The organism is Ruegeria sp. K7 (genome assembly GCF_056531785.1).
Map to the genome: position 1 here is coordinate 829,876 of NZ_JBQFMJ010000001.1, position 23,917 is coordinate 853,792.

The following is a 23,917-nucleotide window of genomic DNA, read 5'->3' on the forward strand; positions in this document are numbered from 1 at the left end:
GTCTCCTGTCAGGATTGGCAATTGCAGGCTTGCCCGTTCTGCGGCTAGGGGCAATGATCCAGATCAACGCAACAAGGGCAAAGGATCGGGCAATGACACAATACGCAGCCATCATGCTGGCAGCCGGGGTCGGCGTGCCTCTGCTGGCGGGTCTGAATGCGGCCTTGGGTAAACTGATCGGGTCGCCGACCACGGCGGCAGTGGTTCTGTTCGCCGTTGCCCTGACCGCTTCGGCGCTGGTCATGTTGGTGTTTCCCGGCTTCGACGCGCTTTCAAAAATTTCAGAAGCCCCGAAACACCTGTTCCTCGGCGGCGTTCTGGTCGCCTTTTATGTGTTGTCCATCACCCACGTGGCCCCGCATTTTGGCGTTGGGAACGCAGTGTTCTTTGTCCTGCTGGGCCAGTTGATCAGTGCAGCCGCCATTGACCATTTTGGTCTGTTTGGCGCCCAGATCACACCCCTAACCTGGATGCGGGCGGGCGGGATTGCTGTTATGGCAGTTGGCGTCGCCATCACTCAACTGGCTTGAGAACACCGCCGTCCAACCGCACGATCCGGTCCATCCGCGCGGCCAGATCCGGGTTGTGAGTGGCGATCAACGCCGAAAGCCCCTCACCCCGCACAAGTGACATCAGCGCATCGAAAACCTGATCCGAGGTCTCAGGGTCCAGATTGCCGGTCGGTTCATCCGCCAGCAAAACGCGCGGCGCATTGGCCAGCGCCCGGCAGAATGCAACGCGCTGTTGCTCTCCTCCTGACAGGGCCGCCGGGCGATGATCGGCGCGGGACGCAACCCCAACCCGCCCCAGCAGTGACATAGCCCGTTCACGGGCAGCTTTTTCGGATACGCCATTGGCCAGTTGCGGAAGGGTTATATTCTCAAGCGCCGTGAATTCCGGCAGCAGATGGTGGAACTGATAGACAAATCCCACATCGCGCCGCCGCAATGCTGTGCGGGTACGGTCGCCTTTGCCCGAGGCATCCTGACCCGCAATTTCAACCGATCCGGCATCGGGGGCATCAAGAAGCCCGGCAATGTGCAGAAGCGTCGACTTTCCGGCACCCGACGGTGCCACCAGCGCCACAGCCTCACCCGCGCGAAGTTCCAGATCTGCACCGCGCAGAACCTGAACCTCGCCCGGAGTGCCCCTCAGATAGGTCTTGGTCAGACCGTTCAGCCGCATCGTCACATCATTCATAGCGCAGCGCCTCAACCGGGTTCAGCCGCGCCGCACGACGAGCAGGGAAATAGGTGACAAGAAAGGACAGACCCAACGAAAGCGCGACTGCCTTGAGCACATCGGTCAGGTGCAATTCGGCGGGCAAAGCGTAGATGCCGCGAATGGACGGATCCCAGACACCGCCTCCCATGACGTAGTTCACGAAGGAAAAGATCGGATCGATATAGATGGCGAACAGGCACCCAAGGACCACGCCCATCACCGTTCCGATGATGCCGGTAAATGCGCCGCAAATGAAAAACACCCGCAGAACGGACCCTTCACTCAGACCGATGGTGCGCAGGATGCCGATGTCCCGCCCCTTGTTCTTGACCAGCATGATCAGGCCGGAGACGATATTCATCGCCGCGATCAGCACCAGGATCGACAGGATGATGAACATCACGTTGTCCTCTACCTCGAGCGCGCGCAAGAACCCGCCCGAAGCGTCCTGCCATGTCCAGATCTGGCTGCGTTCGCCTGCGGCTTCGAGTATCGGTATCAGGATCGGGTTGAGAGTCTCGGGCTGCGTTACCATTACCTCGATCTCGTCCGCGACACCTTCGCGGTTGAAAAAGCTCTGCGCCCTGTCAAACGGCATGTAGACCCTGGTCCGGTCAATATCGTAGCGGCCGGCCGAAAAGACATAGACCACGCGGTAAGCATTCACCCGCGGCGACGTGCCAAAGGCGGTTTTGACCCCGTTGGGCGAGGTCAGCTTGATCGTATCGCCGACTGTCGCCCCGATGCTGCGGGCAACACCCGAACCCAGGGCAACTACTTCTTCACCGTCCTGAAACCCGGACAGATCACCAATGGCTTGTTCACTTTCAGCAATACCCGGCAAATCCCGCAGGTCGTCGGGGCGAATGCCAAAGACCTCGACCCCGCTGCTGCGGTCGCGGTTGGTGATCAGCACTTGTCCCTTGACCAACGGCGCGGCCCGCTCGACCCCGTCAACCTGCGCGATACGCGCGGCCATGCGGTCAAAGTCCGCAATCGTCCTGTCCACGCTGCCCTGCTGACCCACCTGGCCAGCCGAATAGACGGTGACATGCGCGTTGGCTCCCAAAATGGTACCGACAAACTCGGACCGGAACCCGGACCGCACCGCCAGGGTCGCGATCAGGGCAAACACGGCCAGGGTGATCCCGATCAGGGAAATCCAGGTCATCACGCTGACGCCGCCTTCGGCGCGACGAGCGCGCAGATAACGCCAGGCGATTTTCCATTCAAAAGGGGCAAAGGGCGGGGGTGTGGTGGCCATGCCTGCTCCGGTTTTTCTGTTTGCGGCGACCCTTTCGGCATTTGCCCGGATGGTCAAGCGACTTGTCACCGCCAGTGTCTTTGCTAGCCGGAAAGGGCCGAAGTTTGATCCAATACAGCCTTTGTTCTGGCCGGGTCGCTGATGCCGCGGCTTTCCAATGCCTTGAATACCCGTTCGCGCAGATCTTCGGGCAGTTTCGAAACCGCCCGATTGTGCAATCCAAGGCTAAGTGACTGCGGATAGTCCAGTCGTGACACCTGCGCGCTCAGAACGTCCTGCGAATAGGTGGGCCACATACCGACGCTGTTGTTTTCAATCGGCTGAAACCAAGGTCCGTAACCTTCAGGTGAGCCCATACAAAACGCGTTAAGTAGCATGAACTCGGAAGGCCGCCGCCGCGACGCAAAGAGAGCCTGCACCGAACCGTAATGCGCATTGATTTCGTCCAGCAGCGCCAAAACAAGCGATCGTCGGACCGGGAACGGTGTCGCAAAGTTCGTTGTTTCAAGATCGGCGGTATCGGGCTTGTTAACCCCAAGTGCCTCCAAACTCTCAGACAACCAATTGCGGTGAAAATCGCTTTGAACCGGAATGAACGGGATTTGGGCAGCGCCATCCTGTGAAAAGAACTCAGATTGTTCAAAGGAGCGCAAAAACACGTTCTTGGTATCCAGGATAACGATATTCTCAGCATCTGCCACGCGTGCGGCACCCAGTTTCAGCACCTGCTGAGCGCGATACCCGTTGTTGCCCCGCCACCCGCCTTTTCGGGCGAACGGAATCCGGAAACGGTTCTCGATCAGGACCCGGTCACGCCAGGGCCGTTCTGAACAATGCCCGGTGCCCAGCAATACGTCGTCGCCGCTTAGCACCTTAACCTTGGGCAGCAACGGACCATAAGACGGCAGGATTGGATCGATCTTCTGTCTGAGCGACGCCTCGTCAATGTCGTTCATGATGACATGGATCGATGCGACGCTTCGGGGGTCAACGAACCGGGCAAATGACAACGCCTGCAATTCCAGCAAGGGATAGTCCTTGGAATACACAACCGTTGCAAAACTCAGCACGTCCGTATCCCCCGTCTGAACCAGACCGATTTACCACTCTGATATCTTGTGTCCAGCCCGGCAATTGCAATGCCGGAACGAATCAAACGCGGTCGGTCCGTCTGGAAGGGCTCGGGCTTAAGGCGACAGAGCAACAAGCGGGCTATACCAATAGTTGTGACATCCTTCACAGACAGCGCTGAATTGTTTCACCTATGATATCAATGCGGGTATTGCGTGAATTATTGAACTCAAAATGCAACATTTTCAGAGTAATTTTATTTCAAATTTTGATTATTCTGAGAAATTTTGACACCCTGTAATGGGGGAACACATTTCAGAGCGGGGGTCGCTCATGTTAATTAAGCGGAAGACTGAGGTGTCGGGATCTATTGTGGCCCGAACGGCATCCACAGAACTCGATTGCGAAACAGCGGCTCTGCTGCGCGCAGCAATCCGCCCGTTATTCGCCAGCGCGGCAAGCTGGGGTAGCCTGGCAGACATCCTGAAAGACAAAGGATACAGGCTGGCATTCCGAAAGGGCCGCCTGTGCATCACCGACAGAACATCCGGCGAGAGGGTTTGCGGACTGCGTTTTCTTGGGTTCGAATTCAAGGATCTGGTGCGTAAGCTTGGGCGTCCGATTGTCGTCGCCCATGGCGGGCAGGCAGATGGAGAAGTTCTTACGGCACGCCCATCCCGGAACGGCACTTGAATTAAGAAACTAGAACTTTCGCCAAAACTGCACCGAACGGCGCAGGGTCTTTAACAGGCAATGGCGCGCGGCCCGTTTGATCGCCTCGGGCGTATCGGGTCGACGCAGAACTTCAAGCATCAGGTTGGCCGGCATGTGTCCGCGCCGATAGTATCCAAAGAAATCCTGCTGCGTCAGCCCATGGGCCGTTCTGAAATCCGCGTAATATTGCATCCAGACACGGGCATAGTCCTGCCCTGTTGCGTCATCGTCGCTGGTCACACCTCTTTCCCAGAACAATGAGACCGGATCATCCATCCGCTCACCCTGATAGCCACCACCGACCAGGCGCAGCATCAGGTCGTAATCGGCAGCAACGCGAAACTGCGTGTCATGTCCGCCCAGTGCAAGAAAGACACCCCGTTTTATGAAAACCGAGTTATGGCAGAACGGCATCCGCTGCAGGACCGCCGTAAGTGACATCCGTTTCTCCCGGCTTTCCGATCCGTCCGCGTGCTTGCGCAGTGTCGACCCGAACAGGAAATCGGGCGCGGTTGCCTCAAGCCGATCCGCCGCCATGTTAAGCACATCATCTGACGCCAGAGCGTCGTCCGAGTTCAGGAACAGCAGATACGTTCCGCGCGCGGCCTGTGCCCCCTTGTTCATCGCATCGTACAGACCGGCATCCGGTGCGCTGATCACGCGTGTACGCAGGGCGTCTGCCGTCGCCTCATTCAGAAACGCAGTTGTTCCATCCGACGAAGCGCCATCCTGAATGACGTGCTCGGCCCGAACGCAGTTCTGCCGCGCCATGCATTCGATGACGCCCAGAAAACTGTCCTGCCGCCCTTGGGACAGCAGGTTGTAAGTCGCCGTGATCACCGAGATCAGCGGCGTGTCGGTCTGCTCAGGCGATCTGCTCATAAATCCCGGCGATCTTGGTGACCGCGGCCTCGGGGCTCAGTTCCTCACTTTCGCCGGTGCGTCGGCTGGTCAGTTCGACCACGCCGTTCTTCAGGCCGCGCGGACCAACAGTGATGCGCCACGGCAGGCCGATCAGGTCCATGGTTGCGAATTTGCCCCCTGCCCGCTCGTTGCGGTCATCATAAAGCGGCTCAAGCCCCAGCGCGGTCAGCGCCTTGTAGATCTTGTCGCAAGCCGCATCCGCTTCTTCATCACCCTGTTTCAGGTTGACGATACCGCAATGGAACGGGGTCACGCCCTCGGGCCAGATGATGCCCTTGTCGTCATGGCTGGCTTCGATGATCGCGCCGATCAGGCGGCTGACACCGATGCCGTGGCTGCCCATGTGAACCGGAACCGGCTTACCGTCGGGGCCTTGCACGGTTGCACCCAGCGGTTCGGAATACTTGGTGCCGAAATAGAAGATCTGGCCGACCTCGATTCCGCGCGCGACGCGGCGGCGCTCTTCCGGGATCTGGTTGAACAGCGCCTCGTCATGGGTTTCGTCGGTGCGCGCGTATTTCGAGGTGAACTCCTCGAGGATCGCCTGACACTGCTCGCGGTTGTCATAATCGATCTCGCGGTCGCCAAAGGTCAGATCGGTAACGGCGCTGTCATAGAAAACTTCGGACTCGCCGGTATCAGCCAAAACCAGGAACTCATGCGTGTCGTCACCACCGATGGGGCCGGAATCGGCACGCATTGGGATGGCTTGCAGCCCCATACGCTCGTAAGTGCGCAGGTAGCTGACCAGATGGCGGTTATATGCGTGCAGCGCGTCTTCCTTGTTCAGGTCGAAATTGTAGCCGTCCTTCATATAGAATTCACGACCACGCATCACGCCGAAACGGGGGCGGATTTCATCGCGGAATTTCCACTGAATCTGATAGAGGGTCAGCGGCAGATCCTTGTAGCTGCTGACATGGCCACGGAAGATGTCGGTCACCAGTTCCTCAGCCGTCGGCGTATACAACATGTCGCGCCCGTGACGGTCCTGCATTCGCAGCATTTCCTGACCGTAATCGTCGTAACGTCCGGATTCGCGCCACAGGTCCGCGGATTGCAAAATAGGCATCTGGATGGCGATGTGACCCGCCCGCGCCTGTTCCTCGTGCACGATGTTTTCCAACTTGCGCAGAACTTTGAAACCCAACGGCAGCCACGAATAAATCCCGGCCGCGGCTTGCTTGATCATCCCGGCACGCAGCATCAGCCGGTGGCTGACGATCTGGGCCTCCGAGGGGGTTTCCTTGAGAACGGGCAGAAAGTAACGGCTGAGGCGCATTGTATGACCTTCAAAGGTGAGAATTCGACTTCAAAGCTGCTTATTGCAAAGCCCCGCCGGGGGCAATCGGCCATTGGCGATTTTGCGACCTCGGAGCAGTCGGTTTTTTGATTGACCCGCCAGTCAGCATTCAAGATGGTAGCGGGAACATTTCCTCAGGAGGTCCCCGTGCAAACCATTCAGGAACCCGCCCGCCAGATCCCCGTAGTTCATCAGACCGACGTTCTAGTTGTAGGTTCCGGCCCCGCCGGCCTTGCCGCCGCACTGGCAGCGGCACGGGCGGGGGCGAAAGTGTCCTTGGTCGACCGCTTCGGTTGCATGGGGGGGAACATCACCGCTGTCGGGGTCGAAGGTTTCGCCTGGTATCGCCACGAACAGACGGTCGAAGCTGGCGGCATCGGCATGGAGTTCGAAACCCGTGCCAAGGAGATGGGCGCTGCGGTGCCGGAAAGCCAGTCGCTGAGCTATGAGCTCGACAGCGAGGGCTTCAAACTGGTGGCAGACAAGCTGGTCGAAGAGGCTGGTGTGCATCCGATGCTGCACCGTCAGTTTGTCGCTCCGATCATGGAAGGCAACCGGATCACCGGGATCATCACCGAATCCAAGGCAGGGCGCGAGGCGATACTGGCCAAGGTGGTGATTGATGCCACCGGGGACGCTGATGTGGCTCACCGTGCAGGCGCACCGACCCACAAGACCCCACGCGAAGACATGATGGCGGCCTCGGTCATGTTCCATCTGGCCGGTGTCGACAAACGGGCGTTTATGGAAGGTGTCAAATCCGACCCGCAGACCTATAAGGACTGGGGCGGCGGCGGTGAGTGGAACATCGAGACGAGCGGCAAAGAAGACGATATGTTCTCGCCCTTCGTGCACAAACCGTTCCAACAGGCCATTGATGAAGGGCTGATCCCGTCGCACCTGAACACCATCGCCGGTACATGGGGCGCAATGCATGACACGGGTGAGCTGACCTACATGAACCTCATCCATCTGGCCGAGATAGACGGCACCGACCCCGACAGCCTGACGCGCGGCGAGATCGAAGGCCGACGTCAGTCGATGCTGGCCATCGAGGCGCTGCGCCGGTTCATGCCCGGTTGTGAAAACGCCCGTCTGCGAAACTTCGGGATGACGATCGGCATCCGCGACACCCGTAAGATCGACGCGATCTATAACATGACCGAGGATGACGCCCGCCATCAGGGTCGGTTCGAAGACACGATCGGCATCTACCCCGAGTTCATCGACGGCTATGGCATCCTGATCTTGCCGACCACAGGCCGATACATGCAGGTCCCTTACCGATCCATGCTGCCAAAAGGCGTGCGGGGCCTGCTGGTGGCGGGGCGTTCGCACGGCGCAGACCGCGTCGCCCATGCCGCGACCCGAAACATGGCCTGCTGTGCTGTCATGGGTCAGGGCGCCGGAATTGCAGCGGCGTTGTCCCTCAAAAGCAATCAGGACGTGCACGAATTGAACCTGAGCCCGGTTCACGCCGAACTTGAACGCCAGGGGGTGAGGATCAACTGATGAACCATATTCCTACCATCGACATCGCCCCCCTGAACGACAAGGCTCATCCGGGCTTTGACACCACCGTTCAGCAAATCCTGGACGCTTGCACCAGCATCGGCTTCCTATCGATTACAGGCACCGGTGTTCCCCCGAATATGGTCGAGCAGGTTCGGGACTGCGTTTGTGAGATCTTCGGCATCGATGACAGCAGTAAATGGGATCAGGCCATCACCCGTGACAATTATCGCGGCTATATTCCCATGGGATTTTTCACCCCGAACGACGGATCGGGGACCGCCGACAAATACGAAGGCTACAAGTTGCATTTCGAAACCCCATCGGATGCGCGTATCCGTCAGGACTGCGCCCTTTATGGGCCAAATCTCTGGCCACGCGAAGTCTCGGGCGCTCGGGACGTCATCCTGAATTACTGGGCTGAACTGGATCGCGTAACAGACCATTTGCTTGGGGCGCTGGAAGTCGGGTTGAAGCTTGAGCCGGACAGTCTGCGCGACGCGTTCCGCGACCCGATGACCAATATGACTTTGCTGCATTACCCGCCTCAGGCCGCCGAGGAAGCGGGCTATGGCATTCATCCGCACAAAGACACCGACGCACTGACCATCATCGCGCCCGATCCCGTCGGCGGGCTCGAGGTTCAGACGCGGGCCGGAGACTGGATTACTCCGGATTGCCCGCCCGGTGGCTTTGTCGTCAATATCGGCGACATGCTGGAGCTTTGGTCGGGGGGACGGTTGAAATCAACTCCGCACCGGGTCGTCAACCGATCGGGGCGGGAAAGGTATTCCTTTCCGTATTTCGCCGTGCCGCGTCATGATGTTGTCATCCAACCCCAATTGCCACCCCTACCGGGCTTTGACCGGCCCGCAGTCCATTGCGGGCACTGGTCGGCAGAGATCTGGCGCACAAACTGGTCAGATGAAATGGCGGATGAGGAAACCCCCGAACTAGGAACATTGCACAGCTGACACCCCAAAATCTCAGCGGGCATGAACCACTTGCATCGCGGGCGCGCATGGGCCAAGAACACGTGCAAGAGCCAAACTCAGGGGACCGATATGGCCTTGCCCGTTAAGGATCAGCTCAGATACTGGGGCATCGCCGCAGTGGTGATTGCCCTTCTTTTGTGGGCTCTTGGGGACGTGCTTCTGCCCTTCGTCATCGGTGGTGCGATTGCATATTTTCTGGATCCGGTCGCGGATCGGCTTGAAAATCTGGGTCTCTCGCGCATGGCGGCGACGGGCATCATTACCGTAGTCGGTGTGCTGGGTTTCGTCCTGGCGATCCTGATGGTTGTTCCCGCATTGATTACTCAGCTGATCGATCTGGTCGAGATCATGCCCAGCCTGTTCAAGGAACTGCGCGGGTTTATCGAACGACAATTCCCGTCCCTGCTGGACCGTCAGTCCAACTCGCATCAGTTTCTGGTTTCTCTTGGCGAGACCCTGAAATCGAAGACCGGCGATGTCCTGCAAACGGTCGTCGCCTCGTTGGGGTCGGCAATAAACGTGGTCGTTTTGCTGGTCATCGTGCCGGTGGTTACCGTTTACCTGCTGCTGGACTGGGACCGCATGATTGCTCGAATAGCCGAGCTTTTGCCGCGTGACCATGCGCCGACAATCAAGAAACTGGCCGGGGAAATCGATGATGTCCTGGCCTCGTTCGTACGGGGCATGGGAACGGTCTGTCTGATCTTGGGCACGTACTATGCCATCGCGCTGATGCTTGTCGGCCTGCAGTTCGGGCTGATTGTCGGGTTCATTGCCGGACTCGTCACCTTCATCCCGTATCTGGGCGCGCTGATCGGCGGCACGCTGGCGATCGGGTTGGCGCTGTTTCAGTTCTGGGGTGACTGGGCCCATATCGGGTTGGTCGCAGGTGTATTCGCACTTGGGCAAGTGACCGAAGGCAATTTCCTGACACCCAAACTTGTCGGCAATTCGGTCGGCCTGCATCCGGTCTGGCTGCTGCTGGCGCTGTCCGTGTTTGGGGCACTGTTCGGTTTTGTGGGCATGTTGGTGGCTGTTCCGGTCGCCGCAGCGCTCGGCGTACTGGCCCGGTTTGCCACTTCGAAATATCTGGAAAGCCGCCTGTATACCGGGCTGGAAGGGCTGGATCAGGAAGACAAGTAAATGGCACGCCAGCTCAGCTTTGACCTTCCGGCGAAAACCGCGCTGGGACGCGAGGATTTTTTTGTTTCCCCCGCCAACGCTCTGGCGGTGGCAATGATTTCCGCCTCGTCCTGGCCAGGCAACAAACTGGTGCTCAGCGGACCGGCAGGTTCGGGGAAAACACATCTGTCGCATGTATGGGCGGCGGAAACCGGCGGACGGATCATTTCGGCCACCGATCTGAAGCACGGCGAGGTGCCCGAGTTGGCCCAGACTTCGGTCGCGGTCGAAGATGTACCCATGATCGCAGCCGACGCTGAAAAACAGAAAACGCTGTTTCATCTGCACAATCTTGTTCTGGCCGAAGGCCACGCGCTGTTGATGACCGGACGGCTGGCGCCGAAGCTTTGGCAGCTGCCTCTGGCCGATTTGCAAAGCCGTATCGAAGGCGCCCATCAGGTCGCCCTGGACCCGCCCGATGACGCCCTTCTGGGGGCCGTGCTGGCCAAGCTGTTCGTGGACCGGCAGCTCAACCCCGGACCCGAGGTGATTTCCTATCTGGTCAAGCACATGGACCGGCGTTTCGAAACGGCGGCAGAGGTCGTGGCCCAACTGGACAAGCTCGCACTGTCGGAAAGGCGCGACATCACTCGGGCGCTGGCGATCCGGATTCTGAAACACCATGCCGGCGACGGCCATTGAAGAGATTGACCCGAATCCGGTGATTTCGCATCCTGAGACAGGAATATCTGGGAAAGACATGGATCAGACTATCGATACCACCATCCCCGACTGGGGACCTTTCGGAAGACCGCTATTTTCTGATCCCCGCGTCAGGGACTTGTCCCGGGTCGGTGTTGTCGATGTCGGGTCGAACTCGGTCCGTATGGTCATATTTGACGGGGCGGCCCGCTCACCCGCGTATTTCTACAACGAAAAGGTGATGTGCGAACTGGGCGCGGGTCTGTCGGAGACCGGGCACCTGAACCCCAGAGGGCGTGTTCGCGCCTTGGATGCCCTGCGCCGGTTCCAGCATCTGGCCGACAACCTTGATCTGCCCGGTCTGCACGTTGTCGCAACCGCCGCAGTACGCGAAGCCAAGGACGGGCAGGAGTTTTGCGACGAGGTCAAAGCCGAAACCGGCCTACACGTTTCGATCATTGATGGTCTGGAAGAGGCCCGTTTCTCCGCTCAAGGCGTGCTTCTGGGATGGCCGGGTGCATACGGTCTGATCTGCGATATTGGCGGTTCATCCATGGAACTGGCCGAGATCGGCGAAGGCCAGACCGGCCGCCGCGTGACATCCGCGCTGGGTCCGTTGAAATTGCGGGACATCAAAGGCGGGCGTCGTGCCCGCAAGGCGCACATCAAATCCACCATGGAAGAACTGCGCGATCAGTTGGGCCCCCAGCGGGATCGCCTGTTCCTGGTGGGCGGCAGCTGGCGCGCCTTTGCACGGCTGGACATGCTGCGGCGGGGTTATCCGCTGAACGTTCTGCATGAATACAGGATGACCCACAAGCAGGTGCACGAAACCATCCGGTTCATCGAAAAGGGCGACCCCGAGAAACTGCGCAGCCGGGCTGGTGTTTCCAGCTCACGCATGGCGCTTATCCCTTATGCGATGGATGTGCTGTCCCGACTGATCCGCACTTTCAAACCCAAGGACATCGCCATTTCAAGCTATGGAATCCGCGAAGGGCTTCTGTACGAACAGATGCCGCAAAGCCTGCGCGATTGCGACCCGCTGATCGAGGCCAGCCGCTTTTCGGAAGCCAAGGACGCCCGTCTGCCCGGTTTTGGAAAACACCTGTTCGATTTCGTCATGCCGCTGTTCAAATCGGCCCCGTCAACCCGCGTCCGGCTGGTCAAGGCCGCTTGCCTTCTGCACGATGTCAGTTGGCGCGCTCATCCCGATTATCGGGCAGAGGTCTGTTTCGACTACGTGACCCGCGCCAATCTGGGTGGGCTGAAGCATTCGGAAAGGGTGTTCATTGGTCTGGCCTTGCAGCACCGCTACCGCAACAAACGCGAAGGTAACCGGTTCGCGCCGCAATATGAACTGCTGGATGAAAAGAGTCAGAAGCAGGCCGAGATTCTGGGCAAGGCAATGCGCTTTGGCGCAATGCTGTGGATGAAGAATGACGCCACGATGGGCAAACTTCGTTATTTCCCAAAGAAACGCCAGTTGGATCTGATTTTGCCGAAAGCCGCCGAACCGCTGTTCAACGAAACCGCCGAAGCACGCTTCGGCTCTCTGGCTCAGGCATTGAAGTCCGAGACCAAGGTTATCATCAAGGGGTAATCCCCTGTAAACGCTCAGATATCCGTTACACCTTCGTCCGGCTCTGGTTTTTCCTCAGGAGTTTGCGGGGTGTCGTCCTGCGGTTTCCGGCGGATGATGATATCGCCATTGGGCAGGATCTCCGGTGCCTCATAAACGCTCCAGTCCTGTATCTCCTTGGTCATTTCTGCCAGTGCCGGTCCCATTTCCTCAAAAAAGGACAGCATGGCAGGACCAAACTGTTCAGCCAGGTCGCGCAAATCATCGAGCGTGGGCTCCATTTCCTTGCGCAGGCCTTCGAAGAAAAGCTCGGCGCCGCGCTCCATCAGGGACTTGCCGGTATCTTCCTGCGCGCTGGCTGGGAACGCAGTGGACGTCACGATCAGACTTATCAAAAGCACTCGTTTCATGGGGCCAAACATAAGCACTGCGGGAAGGCGTTGAAAGATCACAGGTCAATATCCAGAGTTACGGGAAAATGGTCCGAGGCCGTCAGCAGTGCGTCCCGCAATTCCGCGTTCGAACGGATCGCGTCGTCCCGCAACGGATGCCAGATTCGCCAGACCGGATTTCGCTGGCGCAGCGGATCGCTGATCATGATGTAATCCAGCAATGCCTCAAGAAAATCTCCCTTGTCCCGGCGCACAAACCGGGCCGTCGAAGGTGTTTCCCCACCGACAGAGCCGTAAGCGGTTGCGGCATTGGGATCAAACAAACCGGACTGCAACAAAATCTCGACGGATGAGCGCCCGAATAGGTTCTCGAACTCGTCCAGGCCCGGGCCGTCGTTAAGATCACCCAGCAAAATCACCGGTTCGTCCTCGGCAATGTGCTGTTCGACGCGCCGGGCCAGCCAGATCGCCTGAGCCAGTTGTTTGCGCCGGTTGGAAATTGAAATCCGGATCGCCTCGTCCCGGCTTTCCGCGCCGCGCGGCGCTTTGGATTTCAGATGTGCCCCAATCAGGCGAAATTTCGCACCCGACTTTGTTTCCACCGCCAATTCCATCGGTGGCTTTGAAAAAAGCACAACATCCTCGGTTGCGTCGATATCCAGATCAATCCGAAATTCGGTGTCAAACCGGGGTGCTGTCTGATGGTCGAATGGCTGCGCAGACCGCGTCTTTGGATCATGGCGCACCATCAGCAACTGAGGATCAAACAAAAGTGCCAGTTCCTGATGGGTTTCATTAGCGAAGCCCATGACCGCATGAGTGGTGCGCAAATCGAAGGCTTCCGCAAAACCCTGCAACGCGCGGACGGTGTTCTGCGTTTTGCCGGTGTTTGGGGCCTCAACGATCAGAATGGCATCTGCGTCGATAGCCGTCAGAACCTTGGCGATCGCCTCGACCTGCTGGGCCCGGGTGACATCAAAGCGGCCGGACCAGCCGTCATCGACGATCAGACGATCCTGGCGATCAAACAAGTTGGCGAACCATTCGATATTGTAGGTCGCCAAACGCATCCGTTCAGACCTTTGCACCGTTTATTTCGTCCCAGGCGCGGTTGATGTCGATCATCTTTTTCTCGGCCAGCCGGATTGCCTCCTCGGGCACGCCGCGCGCCATCATGGCGTCAGGATGGGTTTCGCGCACTAGCTTGCGCCAGATGTTGCGAATTTCGGTCAACGGCATGTCCCTTGTCACGCCCAGAACGGTATACGGATCGTTTGGGGCATCCGGCACGAAACGGGCGCGCAGCGCCAGAAACTGAGCGTCGGTTTGCCCGAATATCCGGCTGACTTCTTCCAGAAACTCGTTTTCGTTCGGGTGATAAAACCCGTCGGCCATGGCAATGTGAAACAGGCCTTCCATCAGGTCGCACAACGTCGTGCTGTCTTCGTCGAACATCCTGGCGATCTTGCGGGCATAGTCCTGATAGCCGGCCACGTCGGTTCGGGCCATGTTGAACACCCGCGCCGCGCCTTCTTCGTCTTCGCGGGCAATCTGGAACACATCGCGAAAGGCCGTAACCTCGTCCCGCGTCACCTGCCCGTCTGCCTTGGCCATCTTGGCGCCCAGCGCGATCACAGCGATTGTAAAGGCCACCGACCTTTCGGGCGGTGAGCGCAGTTTCTCAAAAACGGCAGTCAGGCTTTCACCTTGTGCCAGTGCGCTCAGCGCATCGGATATACGGGTCCAGATCGACATGGCCGCACCCTAGCGCCACAAATCGCGCGTGTCAGGTGCGACAGATCAGTCCTGACCAATAATTTTCTGCATCAGTACCAGATCCAACCTGCGGCCCCATTTGCAGCCCACTTGGGGCATTCGTCCGACTTCGGTGAAACCGATGCGAGCGTGAAAGGCGATGGCAGCCGGATTTTCCGAGGATATTCCCGCCACAAGCACGTGGACGCTCTCGGCCCGGGCCACCTCTTCCAACCGGCTCATCAACGCGCGGCCGATCCCCTTGCCACGTGCTGATGGAGCTAGTTGAATCGAGTGCTCGCGGCATTCGGCATACCCCGGCCCGGATCGGAACCGAGTATACGAAGCGAAACCGACAACCTCGCTATCCAGTTCAGCCACCAAAAACCCCGCACCGCGGGCTTCGATGTCGGCTGCAATTCCCGCGGCAGTCCGCTCCTCGGATGTGAACGTAACCAGGGTATCCCTGATGATCGCGTTGGTAATTTTAGCAATCGCCGGTGCATCCGCAATCTGTGCCTGCCGAACCCTCATTCCAGAACGCGACGTCCGTTTGGTGTCTCGAATTCAGCGCGCAGGCCCGGCGAGCCCTGGTGAAACTCAACACCCTCAACCGGCCCGGTGCTTTGGGCAAGCTTCGTTGCTTCGGGATGGGACACCAGCAATCTCAGCAACCGGCAACCACTGGCCTGCAACATTTCGGCGGGGTGCAGATCGCCCTGCCACTGTATGAATGCGGGATAGAGGTTGTCATAAGGCAGGCGCTCGGACGATGGCACGATCATGCGCCAGCGCAGCGCCCCGCGCTCCAGATCTGTCGGGTCTAACGGGCCACCCGGCACGGTGGCCGCCTCGATATCCTTCACACGGCAGATCCAGTTGGTCAGGCGCGGTGCACCCTGGAACCGGTCCAGATCGAACCACCGGGTGCGCTCAGGTTGCGCCGCATTCGGGTCAACTGCAATCGCTTCCAGATACAAGCCATCTTCAAGTCCGAGCAGCTTGTTATAAGTACCGAATTTCTCATGCTTGCCGCCTGTCTCAAGCCTGACCCCCAAGGCGTCCTCGACATGCGCGGCAGCAGCCTCCAGCGTTTCCCCTGCGACGGCCAGATGATCCAGTTCCATTTCCACCCCATCATAAAAGGCAGCGCAGAAAACGCGCTGCCTTTCCCAATAAAGCTGTCCTCGGACATCTGCGCCACAAGATTCTTCGTTGAAAAATCTTGTCTGGGCCTTACCCCTTGGCTTCGCCGATCAGGCGCAGAATATCCTGTGCCGCTTCGGGGATATTGGTGCCCGGACCAAAGATCGCTTTGACGCCGTGGTCGTAGAGGAACTGATAATCCTGCTGTGGGATCACCCCGCCGCAGATCACGATGATATCCTCGGCACCGGCTTTCTTGAGTTCCTCGACCAGTTGCGGGGCCAGTGTCTTGTGGCCTGCCGCCTGTGAAGAAATGCCGACCACGTGGACGTCATTGTCGACGGCATCCTGAGCCGCCTCGGCCGGTGTCTGGAACAGAGGACCAACGTCGACGTCAAACCCGATATCCGCAAAAGCAGTCGCGATCACCTTGGCACCCCGGTCATGACCATCCTGCCCCATCTTGACGACCAGCAACCGCGGGCGGCGGCCTTCGGCCTCGGCGAAATCTTCGATGGATTTCTGGATCGCGGCAAAACCTTCGTCACCCTCATAGGCCGCTCCATAGACACCGGCCAGCGTTTTCACTTCGGCGCGGTGGCGGCCGAATTCCTTCTCCATTGCCATGCTGATCTCTCCTACGGATGCGCGGGCGCGGGCGGCCTCGACCGCAGCAGCCAGCAGGTTTCCGCCCTCTTGGGCAGTCTTCGTCAACGCGTCCAGTGCCTGTTGGCAGGCGGCCTCATCGCGGGTAGCACGGATGCGCTCCAGACGTGCAACCTGTGCCTCGCGCACGGCGACGTTGTCGACGTCGAGAATGTCGATCGGGTCTTCCTGTTCCTTGCGGTATTTGTTGACGCCGACGATCACCTCGTCACCCCGATCGATCATGGCCTGACGACGCGCAGCACTTTCTTCGATCCGAAGCTTGGGCATGCCGCTGGCCACGGCCTTGGTCATGCCGCCCATCTCCTCGACCTCATCCATCAGGGTCCAGGCTTTTTCGATCAGCTCGTTGGTCAGGCTTTCGACGTAGTAGGAACCCGCCAGCGGATCGACCACATCCGTCACGCCGGTTTCCTCCTGCAGGATCAATTGCGTGTTCCGCGCGATGCGGGCCGAGAAATCGGTCGGCAACGCAATCGCTTCGTCCAAAGCATTTGTGTGCAGCGACTGGGTGCCGCCCAAAACCGCGCTCATCGCCTCATAGGCGGTACGGATCACATTGTTATAGGGGTCCTGTTCCTGCAGCGACACGCCGGAAGTCTGGCAATGGGTGCGCAGCATCTTGGATCGTTCGGACTTTGCCCCGAACTCGGTCATCACGCGATGCCACAGGGTCCGCGCGGCACGCAGTTTGGCAGCCTCCATAAAGAAATTCATGCCGATCGCAAAGAAGAACGACAGGCGACCTGCGAACTTGTCCACGTCCATCCCGGCTTGCGTCGCGGCACGAACATATTCGCGCCCGTCAGCCAGCGTATAGGCCAGTTCCTGCACCAGGTTCGCTCCGGCCTCTTGCATGTGATAGCCCGAGATTGAGATCGAGTTGAACTTGGGCATCTCGTTCGACGTGTAATCGATAATATCCGAGATGATTTTCATCGAAGGCTCAGGCGGATAGATATAGGTGTTGCGCACCATGAACTCTTTCAGAATGTCGTTCTGAATGGTGCCGGACAGGACGGATTTGTCGTGGCCCTGTTCTTCGCCTGCAACAATGAAGCTTGCCAGAATCGGAATCACCGCGCCATTCATCGTCATCGAGACCGAGACTTTGTCCAGCGGGATGCCGTCGAACAGACTCTTCATGTCCTCGACGCTATCAATGGCCACACCAGCCTTACCCACGTCTCCGACAACGCGCGGGTGGTCACTGTCATAGCCCCGGTGCGTGGCCAGATCGAAGGCCACCGAAACGCCTTGCTGACCGGCCGCCAGGTTGCGGCGATAGAATGCGTTCGATTCCTCGGCGGTGGAAAAACCGGCATATTGGCGGATGGTCCACGGACGGCCTGCATACATTGTCGCCTTCACACCGCGTGTAAACGGTCCAAAACCCGGCAAAGACCCCATATGCGGCAGTTCCGCCGTGTCCTCAGACGTATACAGCGGTTTGACGTCGATGCCTTCCAGCGTTTCTTTGGTCAGATCATCCAACGGACGACCGCGCAGCTCTTTCTCGGCAAGCGCTTTCCAGTCCTTCGTGTCGGTCATTTCGATTTCCTCTTATCAATTCGGGGCGCGGCCGGTTTGCGACAGCACGCGTATGTTCAATCCCGCCCTTCAATCCGGCCCGGGCGCGGAAAATTGAGCGTTGAGTGCAAATCGCTGGTCGCAATCGCCTGCACAGTGGCTATATTCAGTGGAACAGGAGGCCATATGACACGCACGCTTGCCCTTGTTTTCTCGGCACTATTCCCGCTGGCCGCGCTGGCCGCTGATGGCACAGCACCAGCAGATGACAGTTTTGTCCGACCCGCTGGCGACAGCGAACTGGACGAGTTCCTATGGGTCAGCCGACCCATCGTTGTCTTTGCCGATACACCTGCCGATCCACGGTTCCAGCAACAGATCGACATGCTGCTGGAAGGTGAAGACGCCATGCGCGACCGCGACGTTATCGTGCTGACGGATACCGATCCCAAGGCGCGGTCGCCCATTCGGTCACAACTGCGCCCGCGTGGATTCCAGATGGTGTTTGTCGACAAGGACGGGGTGGTGAAACTGCGCAAGCCCAGCCCGTGGAGCGTGCGCGAGATTGGCCGGTCCATCGACAAGACCCCCTTGCGCGAACGCGAGATTCGCGAGCGGCGCGAGGGCGGCTGAGCACTTTCGCCAAGCCCATTGGCCCCGGCGATGATCGCCGGTGGCCCTTGGAGATATGACAAAAGCGCAGCCATGTTCACTCGAATTCCATGATCACGTCGTCCACGGCGAGACTGTCGCCGGGACCTGCGTTGATCTTCGAGACCACGCCTTTTTTCTCGGCGCGAAGGATGTTCTCCATCTTCATCGCCTCGACGGTGCACAGCGCCTGACCTTCCTGAACTTCCTGCCCCACTTCGACGTCGATCTTCACGATCAGGCCGGGCATCGGGCACAGCAGCATTTTCGAAGTATCCGGCGGCAGTTTTTCCGGCATCAGCCTGGCCAGCTTGGCCTGACGCGGGGTGCGCACGTGCACCTTGATATCCGCGCCCCGGTTTCGGATGCGGAACCCGCCCGAAACCTTGCCCACCTTCAGCACCAATGGATTGCCATCCACATCCAGTACTGCCAGTTGATCACCTGGCGTCCAGTCTGAGGACACACGGTGCACGGTGCCATCTGCGAAGCTCACCGTTGAACCTTCAGGGTCGGCGGCAATTGTTGTGTCAAACTCCTGCCCCTGCAACGTCACCGTCCATTTGGTGCCAACCTTGCGTTCGTGGTTGTCCATCCGGCCCGATACGCGGGTACGGCGAATTTCGGCAACCCGGTGCATGGCAGAACACGAGGCCGCGATCCGCCGCAACTCGACCTCGGGCAGTTGAACCCCATCGAAGCCGTCTGGATATTCTTCAGCAATAAACGCTGTGGTCATGTCGCCGCTGACGAATTTCGGGTGATCCATGACAGCAGACAGGAACGGCAGGTTGTGGCCGATGCCTTCAACCTCGAAACTGTCCAGCGCCACGCGCATCGCCTCAATCGCCTGCTCACGGGTTGGTGCCCAGGTGCAGAGCTTTGCGATCATCGGGTCGTAATACATGCTGATCTCGCCGCCCTCATAGACGCCGGTATCATTGCGCACTGCAGCCTCGCCCGAGGGGGCCTCACCCTGCCATTTGTCATTGACCAGCAACGGACCGGCTGCGACTTCCTGCGGCGGACGATAGCGAGTCAGACGGCCAATCGACGGCAGGAAGTTGCGATACGGATCCTCGGCATAAAGACGGTTTTCGATCGCCCAGCCTGTCAGGGTCACGTCATCCTGCGTAATCGATAGCGTCTCACCTGCGGCCACGCGGATCATCTGTTCCACCAGATCGACGCCGGTAATCAGTTCCGTCACCGGGTGTTCCACCTGCAAACGGGTGTTCATTTCGAGGAAGTAGAAATTCTTTTCCCCATCGACGATGAATTCCACAGTGCCTGCACTGGCGTAGTTCACGGCCTTTGCCAGCGCGACCGCCTGTTCCCCCATCGCCTTGCGTGTTTCGGGATCAAGGAACGGCGACGGTGCCTCTTCCACCACTTTCTGGTTCCGGCGCTGGATCGAACATTCGCGTTCGCCCAGATAGATGCCGTTACCATGGCTGTCGCAAAGAACCTGAATTTCGATGTGCCGCGGCTGGGTCACGAATTTCTCGATGAAAATTCGGTCGTCGCCGAAGGAATTGGCCGCTTCGTTCTTGGACGACTGGAAACCCTCGCGCGCTTCTTCGTCATTCCATGCAATCCGCATCCCCTTGCCGCCACCACCGGCACTGGCTTTGATCATGACGGGATAGCCGATGTCGTTCGAGATCTTGACCGCCTCGTCGGCATCTTCGATCAGCCCCATGTAACCGGGAACCGTCGAAACACCGGCGTCCTGCGCGATCTTCTTCGAGGTGATCTTGTCACCCATGCTTTCGATGGCACCCACCGGGGGGCCGACAAAAGCGACGCCTTCGGCCTCAAGCGCTTCGGCGAATTTCGAGTTCTCGGACAAGAAGCCATAACCGGGATGGACCGCCTGTGCACCGCTTTGACGGATGGCATCCATCACCTTGTCGATCACGATGTAGGACTGGTTCGCCGGTGGCGGTCCGATATACACCGCCTCATCCGCCATCGAAACGTGCAACGCGTTCTTGTCGGCGTCAGAATAAATGGCGACCGTACCGATACCCATCTTGCGAGCGGTCTTGATGACCCGGCAGGCGATCTCGCCCCGGTTGGCGATCAGGATCTTGTTGAACATGAGACGTCCTTTGGCTTGGTGTTCTGAAAATGCAAAACGCCGCCGCAGGGGACTCCCCCCGCGACGGCGTTCTGCATGATGGCGGACGGGGCGGAACGCGCCCCGAAAAGCTTTGAGTTAGTCGCAGGTACCCTGCGACTTGCAATACAGTACGTTGCCCGCGGCACCGACCGCAGCGCCGACGACCGGGTTTGCGTCCAGAACGACCGCGCCCAGGGCGCCCGCTCCGCCGCCGATGACCGCTTGTTCGCCGGTGGTTTCGCCACAGGCCGCAAGGCCTGCGCAGGCCGCGACCACAAGGAAGATGCGTGAGGTTTGCATGGTTTCTGCCCCTTCAGATTTCTTGGTTTCCTTGCGGCCAGATGCCGGAAGCCCGCATTGTTATGCAATAACAACGGCGGCAACCAAACTTTTTGCGCAGTTTTTTGCCGCTTGTTGCCTACTGTCTGAGAAAAGAAAAACGCGGGCAGGATATTGTGGGGAACACAAGCCTGCCCGCGATAGGAAGGGGTACGGAATAGTAGGTGCTTGTGCGACGCAGGCAAAGTAGAGCCGCACGGCCCTTCCACCATGCACGGCACAATCCCGGCGGCAAACAAAGTATTGTTTCCACCCCGAATACCGGCTGGATTTTGCCCATCCTGCGTAATGCCGCGCAATTTCGCGCCGACAAGACCTTTGCCGTATCCATATTCCAGCACACCAGAAGGTGTCACATTCCTGTGACAGACCTGGCTTCCAAGTGCGATTTGGGCAAAAGGCAAATCACGAACGCCTTGGAATTCGAAAGCCAAATTTTCTCTCGATTTCCGTGCGTTACGACCCTCTTTCACCCACACGTGAAGGTGCTTGGGATTTCCCGCACGATTGCTTGAGAAATCGGGCCCATTTTGTCCCGTTGTCGTGATTTCCATCGGATTTTGGGACGTGGAACTGTGCTTGTGCACACTCGCATACAAGGAAATACCCAAATGATAATAAAGAGAAAAACGGCCCTTCTGCTCGCCGTCTCGGCGCTCGGATTCAGCGGATTGAAGGCCAACGCCCAGGATGCTCAGACCCAGGCCGAACTGGATGCCCTGCGCGCCCGTGTCGAAGCGCTGGAGGCCGCCAAATCCGGTGCCGGGACCGGCGATCTGAGGATCGGCAACACCACTCTGGACGTCTACGGATATATCAAGGCCGATTTCTTCTACGACTTCGACTACGACCAGGGTGACACCGCCTTCGTAAACAACATCGGTGAGCCTGCAAACGAGACCAGTGGCACATTCGGAGCGACTGTTCGTCAGTCCCGAATCGGGCTGCGTACCAGCACGCCTTCCGGTATCGGCGAAATCGGAGGTCAGCTGGAACTGGATCTGTTCGCCTCGGGCGGAGCGGCTGAACTGCGCCTGCGCCATGCCAATATCACGATCGGAGATAGCTAGCTGATCGGTCAGTACTGGACCAATTTCCAGCCGCTGGACACCTATCCGACCTCGGTTGAATTCAACGGTCCTGTCGGTATCCCATTCGCTCGTGTGCCACAGGTGCGCTACTCCAATACCCTTGGGTCCAACACCACATTCTCGGCTTCGATAGAAGAGAACGTCAGCGCGTCCAATTCGAGAAATCCTGTTTTCACCGGTGCCATCGAGTACGACGACGGCACATATATTGCCCGCGCATCCGCCCTCTATGGCAAGGCCGAATCCGGCACGGTCGAAGTCGATCAGACAGGCTTTACCCTCTCGGGCTCGGTCCGGCCGTGGCAGGGGGGGCTGTTTCAGGTCAACTACGTAGACGGTGAGGCGCTTGGCCCCTACCTGATCGGCCTGGGTGATGCCATCGTCAACGGCCGGGCAAATGACGTCGACGGCTATACCATCGAGTTCCGCCAGGACATTGGTACGAAATGGAATGTCGGTATCGCCTACGGTCGCGAAGATTACGATCTGCCCACCTCGACCGGCACGTTGTCCTTCACCGAGCTTGAGACGATCCATGTGAACGCCTTTTACCAGGCAACCGACAACCTGACATTCAGCGCCGAATACTTCTTTGGCGAACGGAACGATGCCCCCACTGGCCGGACGTTTGACGGCGACCGGGTCCAACTGGCGGCGCAGTTGAACTTCTGACATCCCATACCGGCCCTGCCCGGCTTCGGGCAGGGTTTTCCCTCGGCGGATATGGGACATGGCGGCAAACACGATCAGCGCACCCCGTCGAAGATTTCAGGAAAGGAATGGCGCGCGACGTCCAGATCAATCACCAGCAACGCGTCGTAGCTGGCAGGGTCGAACGGGTCTTCTGCCGCAATTACTTCGCGCCCGAACAGCCAGCTCAGCCGCCCTGCGTCCAAATTGCCACGCTCAAACGGCTGGTCACCGAAATGTTCCCACAACGCTTCCATGAACGCCGCGTCCGCGCGCCGGTCCGCTGGTTTGCGATCCCGGAAACGCTCGCGCCGGGTCAGAGGCGTTACACCTTTGGGGTTGGCGCGCCGGATGACGAACTGGAAATCGGTGCCGGACAGACGGCCGGGGAAACCACGATGTTTCAGCATACCTGAACCTCGGCCATCAACATGTTGAAAAAGACACAGGACTTACATCCAACCAGAGCTGGTTTCATTGCGCGCACCTCCACGGTCGCCGGTTTTTTCTGAAACGCACTGATGTCATGAAAATCACCGATCACGATCAGAGCCCTTCCCAGATACACCGGGAATCCTCCAACCGGTAGGCCTCGAAAAACTGCGTTGCGTCGGGCGCGGCATTACCGAATTCGGTGGCGCGGTCGGAAAAGGAAATCACGACGAGGGCCGGCTCAAGTTCATGCTTCGCCACATAGGGAACCGCCAGGATTTCACAAAGATGCGCCATATCGGCCGACGCCACATCATAACCGATCCGCCCAACTGTCGAACCGATCTTGGGCGCGATGAAGCGAAACCTCAGCCACAATTCACCTGGGTTATTGTCCAGCAGAACATCGCTCAGCTCGACCGGCTGACCTGACGGGACAGGCAGAAGGCTTTGGGCCAAAACTTCCGCAGGGGATGCAAGCAATGCGCCAGCTAAAACAAATGCGCGACCCCAGCCCTGCCAGTGGCAGGCTCCTCTCTCCGGGGTCGCGGGCGCAGCGTTGACACGCCGCGCTAATCTGTTTTTGGCTGGTTGTTCCATAAACCTGTTTCGGCCTCAAAGTCGGATTTTCAGCTTCGCAATCGTTCCGCCATCAAATTCGGCAGACCGGCGCCAATTCGAGGTGGG

Annotated in this window: 25 protein-coding genes; 10 read left to right on the top strand and 15 right to left on the bottom strand. The window is 58.7% G+C overall.

Translation table 11 applies throughout. The features are described 5' to 3' along the window. Positions 1-92: 92 nt before the first annotated feature. A complete protein-coding gene (locus tag ACR0FE_RS04150; protein WP_170609975.1) occupies positions 93-530 on the top strand; it encodes a DMT family transporter in 438 nt (145 codons plus the stop codon). Here ACR0FE_RS04150 and ACR0FE_RS04155 read toward each other — a convergent pair. The 3 genes from ACR0FE_RS04155 to ACR0FE_RS04165 all read right to left on the bottom strand — a co-directional run bounded on the left by ACR0FE_RS04155 (position 514) and on the right by ACR0FE_RS04165 (position 3,558). Next, entirely contained in the window at positions 514-1,200 is a 687-nt protein-coding gene (locus ACR0FE_RS04155; protein WP_170609973.1) for an ABC transporter ATP-binding protein, read from the bottom strand. The genes ACR0FE_RS04150 and ACR0FE_RS04155 overlap by 17 nt on opposite strands. Next, positions 1,193-2,488 carry a lipoprotein-releasing ABC transporter permease subunit gene (locus tag ACR0FE_RS04160; RefSeq protein ID WP_170609971.1) on the bottom strand — a complete coding sequence of 432 codons (1,296 nt, stop codon included), beginning with the start codon at positions 2,486-2,488 and terminating at the stop codon, positions 1,193-1,195. The genes ACR0FE_RS04155 and ACR0FE_RS04160 overlap by 8 nt, the downstream gene beginning before the upstream one ends. Before the next feature lie 83 nt (positions 2,489-2,571). Continuing rightward, positions 2,572-3,558 carry a DUF6492 family protein gene (locus ACR0FE_RS04165; protein ID WP_480911253.1) on the bottom strand — a complete coding sequence of 329 codons (987 nt, stop codon included), beginning with the start codon at positions 3,556-3,558 and terminating at the stop codon, positions 2,572-2,574. A 358-nt stretch (positions 3,559-3,916) separates the two neighbouring features. On the opposite strand from ACR0FE_RS04165, the gene ACR0FE_RS04170 reads away from it, so the two are divergent. Next, positions 3,917-4,252 carry a hypothetical protein gene (locus ACR0FE_RS04170; protein ID WP_480525721.1) on the top strand — a complete coding sequence of 112 codons (336 nt, stop codon included), beginning with the start codon at positions 3,917-3,919 and terminating at the stop codon, positions 4,250-4,252. Positions 4,253-4,261: 9 nt separating this feature from the next. Here ACR0FE_RS04170 and ACR0FE_RS04175 read toward each other — a convergent pair whose 3' ends face one another. Together ACR0FE_RS04175 and proS are read right to left on the bottom strand one after the other, a co-directional pair. Continuing rightward, positions 4,262-5,155 (bottom strand): glycosyltransferase, encoded by an 894-nt coding sequence (locus ACR0FE_RS04175; RefSeq protein WP_480911254.1) that lies wholly within the window; start codon positions 5,153-5,155, stop codon positions 4,262-4,264. Further along, positions 5,139-6,479 (bottom strand): proline--tRNA ligase, encoded by a 1,341-nt coding sequence (gene proS, locus ACR0FE_RS04180; protein ID WP_480911256.1) that lies wholly within the window; start codon positions 6,477-6,479, stop codon positions 5,139-5,141. The genes ACR0FE_RS04175 and proS overlap by 17 nt, the downstream gene beginning before the upstream one ends. 168 nt (positions 6,480-6,647) lie before the next feature. On the opposite strand from proS, the gene ACR0FE_RS04185 reads away from it, so the two are divergent. The 5 genes from ACR0FE_RS04185 to ACR0FE_RS04205 all read left to right on the top strand — a co-directional run bounded on the left by ACR0FE_RS04185 (position 6,648) and on the right by ACR0FE_RS04205 (position 12,434). Then, positions 6,648-8,012, top strand: coding sequence for an FAD-dependent oxidoreductase (locus ACR0FE_RS04185; protein ID WP_480911258.1), 1,365 nt, complete (start codon positions 6,648-6,650; stop codon positions 8,010-8,012). Continuing rightward, positions 8,012-8,986, top strand: a complete 975-nt coding sequence (locus tag ACR0FE_RS04190; RefSeq protein ID WP_480911260.1) for an isopenicillin N synthase family dioxygenase — start codon at positions 8,012-8,014, stop codon at positions 8,984-8,986. Before ACR0FE_RS04185 ends, ACR0FE_RS04190 begins: the two co-directional genes overlap by 1 nt. A gap of 90 nt (positions 8,987-9,076) precedes the next feature. After that, complete coding sequence (locus ACR0FE_RS04195) at positions 9,077-10,150, top strand: AI-2E family transporter (protein WP_170609960.1); 1,074 nt, start codon at positions 9,077-9,079, stop codon at positions 10,148-10,150. Continuing rightward, positions 10,151-10,831 (top strand): P-loop NTPase family protein, encoded by a 681-nt coding sequence (locus tag ACR0FE_RS04200; RefSeq protein WP_480911262.1) that lies wholly within the window; start codon positions 10,151-10,153, stop codon positions 10,829-10,831. Between the two features lie 58 nt (positions 10,832-10,889). Further along, entirely contained in the window at positions 10,890-12,434 is a 1,545-nt protein-coding gene (locus ACR0FE_RS04205; protein ID WP_170824813.1) for a Ppx/GppA family phosphatase, read from the top strand. A 14-nt stretch (positions 12,435-12,448) separates the two neighbouring features. Here ACR0FE_RS04205 and ACR0FE_RS04210 read toward each other — a convergent pair whose 3' ends face one another. The 6 genes from ACR0FE_RS04210 to scpA form a co-directional block, all read right to left on the bottom strand. Further along, positions 12,449-12,823, bottom strand: a complete 375-nt coding sequence (locus ACR0FE_RS04210) for a hypothetical protein (RefSeq protein WP_170824812.1) — start codon at positions 12,821-12,823, stop codon at positions 12,449-12,451. A gap of 38 nt (positions 12,824-12,861) precedes the next feature. Continuing rightward, positions 12,862-13,875, bottom strand: a complete 1,014-nt coding sequence (locus ACR0FE_RS04215; RefSeq protein ID WP_480911265.1) for an endonuclease/exonuclease/phosphatase family protein — start codon at positions 13,873-13,875, stop codon at positions 12,862-12,864. 4 nt (positions 13,876-13,879) lie between these two features. Beyond that, complete coding sequence (locus tag ACR0FE_RS04220) at positions 13,880-14,560, bottom strand: molecular chaperone DjiA (RefSeq protein WP_170609951.1); 681 nt, start codon at positions 14,558-14,560, stop codon at positions 13,880-13,882. A gap of 45 nt (positions 14,561-14,605) precedes the next feature. Next, a complete protein-coding gene (locus ACR0FE_RS04225; RefSeq protein ID WP_480911267.1) occupies positions 14,606-15,094 on the bottom strand; it encodes an N-acetyltransferase family protein in 489 nt (162 codons plus the stop codon). Further along, positions 15,091-15,687, bottom strand: coding sequence for a VOC family protein (locus tag ACR0FE_RS04230; RefSeq protein WP_480911269.1), 597 nt, complete (start codon positions 15,685-15,687; stop codon positions 15,091-15,093). Before ACR0FE_RS04230 ends, ACR0FE_RS04225 begins: the two co-directional genes overlap by 4 nt. 109 nt (positions 15,688-15,796) lie before the next feature. Beyond that, a complete protein-coding gene (scpA, locus tag ACR0FE_RS04235; protein ID WP_480911271.1) occupies positions 15,797-17,923 on the bottom strand; it encodes a methylmalonyl-CoA mutase in 2,127 nt (708 codons plus the stop codon). Positions 17,924-18,088: 165 nt separating this feature from the next. Here scpA and ACR0FE_RS04240 point away from each other — a divergent pair, with 165 nt between their 5' ends. Then, positions 18,089-18,535 carry a DUF4174 domain-containing protein gene (locus ACR0FE_RS04240; protein WP_170609943.1) on the top strand — a complete coding sequence of 149 codons (447 nt, stop codon included), beginning with the start codon at positions 18,089-18,091 and terminating at the stop codon, positions 18,533-18,535. 76 nt (positions 18,536-18,611) lie between these two features. Here ACR0FE_RS04240 and ACR0FE_RS04245 read toward each other — a convergent pair whose 3' ends face one another. Both ACR0FE_RS04245 and ACR0FE_RS04250 read right to left on the bottom strand, forming a co-directional pair. After that, a complete protein-coding gene (locus ACR0FE_RS04245; protein WP_480911273.1) occupies positions 18,612-20,657 on the bottom strand; it encodes an ATP-binding protein in 2,046 nt (681 codons plus the stop codon). A gap of 117 nt (positions 20,658-20,774) precedes the next feature. Beyond that, positions 20,775-20,978: a hypothetical protein gene (locus tag ACR0FE_RS04250; RefSeq protein ID WP_170609939.1), complete on the bottom strand. Its 204-nt coding sequence runs from the start codon at positions 20,976-20,978 to the stop codon at positions 20,775-20,777. Between the two features lie 650 nt (positions 20,979-21,628). Between ACR0FE_RS04250 and ACR0FE_RS04255 the strand changes: the two genes are divergently transcribed. Continuing rightward, positions 21,629-22,087 carry a DcaP family trimeric outer membrane transporter gene (locus tag ACR0FE_RS04255; protein WP_480911275.1) on the top strand — a complete coding sequence of 153 codons (459 nt, stop codon included), beginning with the start codon at positions 21,629-21,631 and terminating at the stop codon, positions 22,085-22,087. A 102-nt stretch (positions 22,088-22,189) separates the two neighbouring features. Continuing rightward, positions 22,190-22,780: a hypothetical protein gene (locus ACR0FE_RS04260; protein WP_480911277.1), complete on the top strand. Its 591-nt coding sequence runs from the start codon at positions 22,190-22,192 to the stop codon at positions 22,778-22,780. A gap of 74 nt (positions 22,781-22,854) precedes the next feature. On the opposite strand, the gene ACR0FE_RS04265 is transcribed toward ACR0FE_RS04260, so the two are convergent. Continuing rightward, positions 22,855-23,208: a hypothetical protein gene (locus ACR0FE_RS04265; protein ID WP_170609935.1), complete on the bottom strand. Its 354-nt coding sequence runs from the start codon at positions 23,206-23,208 to the stop codon at positions 22,855-22,857. A gap of 136 nt (positions 23,209-23,344) precedes the next feature. Next, on the bottom strand, positions 23,345-23,689 hold the full coding sequence (locus tag ACR0FE_RS04270; RefSeq protein WP_170610904.1) for a DUF6497 family protein: 345 nt from the start codon (positions 23,687-23,689) through the stop codon (positions 23,345-23,347). Positions 23,690-23,917 lie beyond the last annotated feature (228 nt).